This window comes from Nocardiopsis sp. SBT366 (assembly GCF_001083815.1).
GTDB classification, from domain to species: Bacteria; Actinomycetota; Actinomycetes; order Streptosporangiales; family Streptosporangiaceae; genus Nocardiopsis; species Nocardiopsis prasina.
In genome coordinates this window covers 1-2,577 of sequence record NZ_LAVM01000159.1, presented here as the reverse complement: position 1 = coordinate 2,577, position 2,577 = coordinate 1, and the positions used below count along the sequence as shown (strand labels likewise).

3 protein-coding genes are annotated in these 2,577 nt (G+C 73.4%); all 3 read left to right on the top strand.

All coding sequences use genetic code 11. The annotated features are described in order from the left end of the window. Nucleotides 1-1,337 (top strand): ATP-binding protein (locus ADX84_RS24960; RefSeq protein ID WP_049579922.1); only part of this gene is annotated, 1,337 nt, incomplete at its 5' end. Nucleotides 1,338-1,666: 329 nt separating this feature from the next. Beyond that, nucleotides 1,667-1,990, top strand: coding sequence for a hypothetical protein (locus tag ADX84_RS24955; protein WP_049579920.1), 324 nt, complete (start codon nucleotides 1,667-1,669; stop codon nucleotides 1,988-1,990). 10 nt (nucleotides 1,991-2,000) lie between these two features. Beyond that, nucleotides 2,001-2,531 (top strand): hypothetical protein, encoded by a 531-nt coding sequence (locus ADX84_RS24950; RefSeq protein ID WP_049579918.1) that lies wholly within the window; start codon nucleotides 2,001-2,003, stop codon nucleotides 2,529-2,531. Nucleotides 2,532-2,577: the final 46 nt, after the last annotated feature.

Genomic DNA, 2,577 nt, shown 5'->3' with positions numbered 1-2,577 from the left:
ACCCCGGCCTGGACGTCCTGCGCCGCATCCCCCCGCGCCTGCACCCCCCGGGCCCGCTGCCCCCGCCCGAACAGGGCGACCTCATCAGCGCCGCCATCACCGCCGTGGACCGCCTGGACCACTCCTACCTGGCCGTCCAGGGACCGCCCGGCGCCGGCAAGACCTACCTGGCCGCCCAGCTCATCACCCACCTGATCAAGGAGGGCCGCAGCGTCGGAGTGTGCTCCACCGGCCACAAAGCCGTGGAGAACGTCATGGCCGCCGCCCTGCGCGCCGCCACCCAACAGGGCCTGGAGGTCGCGGCGGCCAAACGCCCCCGCGGCGGCAAGAAGGACCCCGACGCCCCCTGGGAACAACCCTCCAGCCAGAAGGTCCTGGCCAACTGGCGGACCAAACGCGCCGCCCAGGGACAACCCGTCCTCATCGGCGGCACCGCGTGGGGCATGTCCGGCGCCGACACCATCGCCGACCCCCTGGACGTGCTCATCATCGACGAGGCCGGACAGTTCGCCCTGGCCGACACCCTGGCGGTCTCCGCCTCGGCCCACAACCTCGTCCTGCTCGGCGACCCCCAACAACTGCCCCAGGTCGTCCAAGGGGTCCACACCGAGGGCGCCGACGCCTCCGCCCTGCAACACCTCATGGGCGAGGACGCCATCATCGACCCCGCCCTGGGCTACTTCCTGGACCAGACCCGCCGCATGCACCCCCACGTGTGCGCGCCCGTCTCCGACCTGTCCTACCAGGGCCGCCTCCAGGCCCACCCCTCCACCACCCACCGCACCCTGGGCACCACCACCGCGCCCAGCCAGCTCGACCCGGGCGTGTACACCCTGCCCGTCCACCACACCGGCCGCACCACCCACAGCCCCGAGGAGGTCCAGGCGGTGGTGGCCGCCGCCCGCCACCTGGTCACCGAACACGTCACCACCGACCCCGACCAGGGACCCCGCCCCCTCACCGGACACGACATCCTCGTCGTGGCCCCCTACAACCTCCAGGTGCGCACCCTGCGCCAGGCCCTGGCCCACGCCCAGGAGGACACCCCCGCGCTCGAAGGGGTCCGGGTGGGCACCGTCGACAAGTTCCAGGGGCAGGAGGCAGCCGCCGTCCTGTGCTCCATGACCACCTCCGACGCCGCCGAGACCAGCCGCGGCCCCTCCTTCGTCCTGGACCGCAACCGGCTCAACGTCGCCCTGTCCCGAGCCCAGGTCCTGGCCCTGGTCGTGCACTCACCCGACCTGCTCACCACCGCGCCCCGCACCATCGACGAACTCCGCCTCCTGGCCGCCTTCACCGGACTGGTCGCCACCGCCCGACCCTGGCCCCACCAGTGACCCCCACACCATGAGAACCACCCCACACGCCAACGCCCCCGGGTTTCGGACACCCCCCAGGTGGAGTACGTTTTAGGGAGCACACCACGCCCGACCCGCGAGCGCCCAGCGCCTCGCGTGGGCGGGCCACGGCGTGCGCACGCGAGGGAGTGTTCCGCGGACGCTTTGCCAGGCTCCTCCGAGCCCGCGCCCACCGGGTCGCGCGGCACGGCCACAGCCACCCCGGTCCGGCGCCCGCACCGGCGAACACGACCCAGCCCACCCCCACACCCGTTGGTGGGCCACGCCGCCCCGGCCCGCCACCGTTCTCGAAAGGCACCACGGCCCCCGTGTCTGAACGTCCCTCCTCCTCCGGCGGTGGCCGCAACACCCGCCACCCCACCGGCATCCGTGTCGTCGTCATCGTCCTGGCCCTGCTCGCGCTGGCTCTGGGCCCCTTCGGTTACCTGATGGGCGTCGACGCCGACTCCCACGCCGGTTCGGCCGCCGAGTGGTTCACCCTGGCCTTCGGCGCGGCCGTGGGCCTGCCCTTCCTGGCCGCGGCCGTGGCCACCGTGGCGGGCGACCGCAGGGCCGCCCTGTGGTCCCTGGTGCTGCTGGTCTGGCCCGTGGTGTTCGTGGTGGTCATCCACCTGGCCGGTCTGGCCGGGTAGGCTCCCGGGAGTGTCACCGAAGAAACGCAACCGCCGCAAGCCCCTACAGGGGCCGTCCGAGCCGACCCCGGCCACCGAGCAGGGCCGTGTCGAACCCGGGCAGCTCCCGGACAGACGCCCCGTGAGCCGGACCCCGGTCACCGTCACCGACCCGCCCGACCGCCGGGTGACCGCCCTGTGGGTCCTGCTGTGGTCGCTGTGGGCCCTGGGCAGCCCACTGGCCCTGCTCGCCCTGCTCCTGGCCGGACTCAACGCCTTCGACATGACCGCCGACCCCATCGACCCCGGCGCCGTACCCGACCCCGGGCTGCTGGCCGAGCAGGAGGCCCAGGCGGTGCGCGCCATCGGCACCGCCCTGATCTGGTTCCTGATCATGGCCTGGGTCGTCCCGGCCGTGGGGGCCGTCACCGCCGCCTTCCTGCGGCGCAGGATGGCGGCCATCTCCTTCGCCGTCGCGCTGGTCCTGTCGGTGGGCCTGCTGCTGTTGACCGTCTCACCGGTCGAGTTGTGGGGAGCGCTGACCACCCACCTGTTCGGCTGACCCCCGGCCCCACCGACAGGACCAGCGCGACGGCGAAGGAGATGGC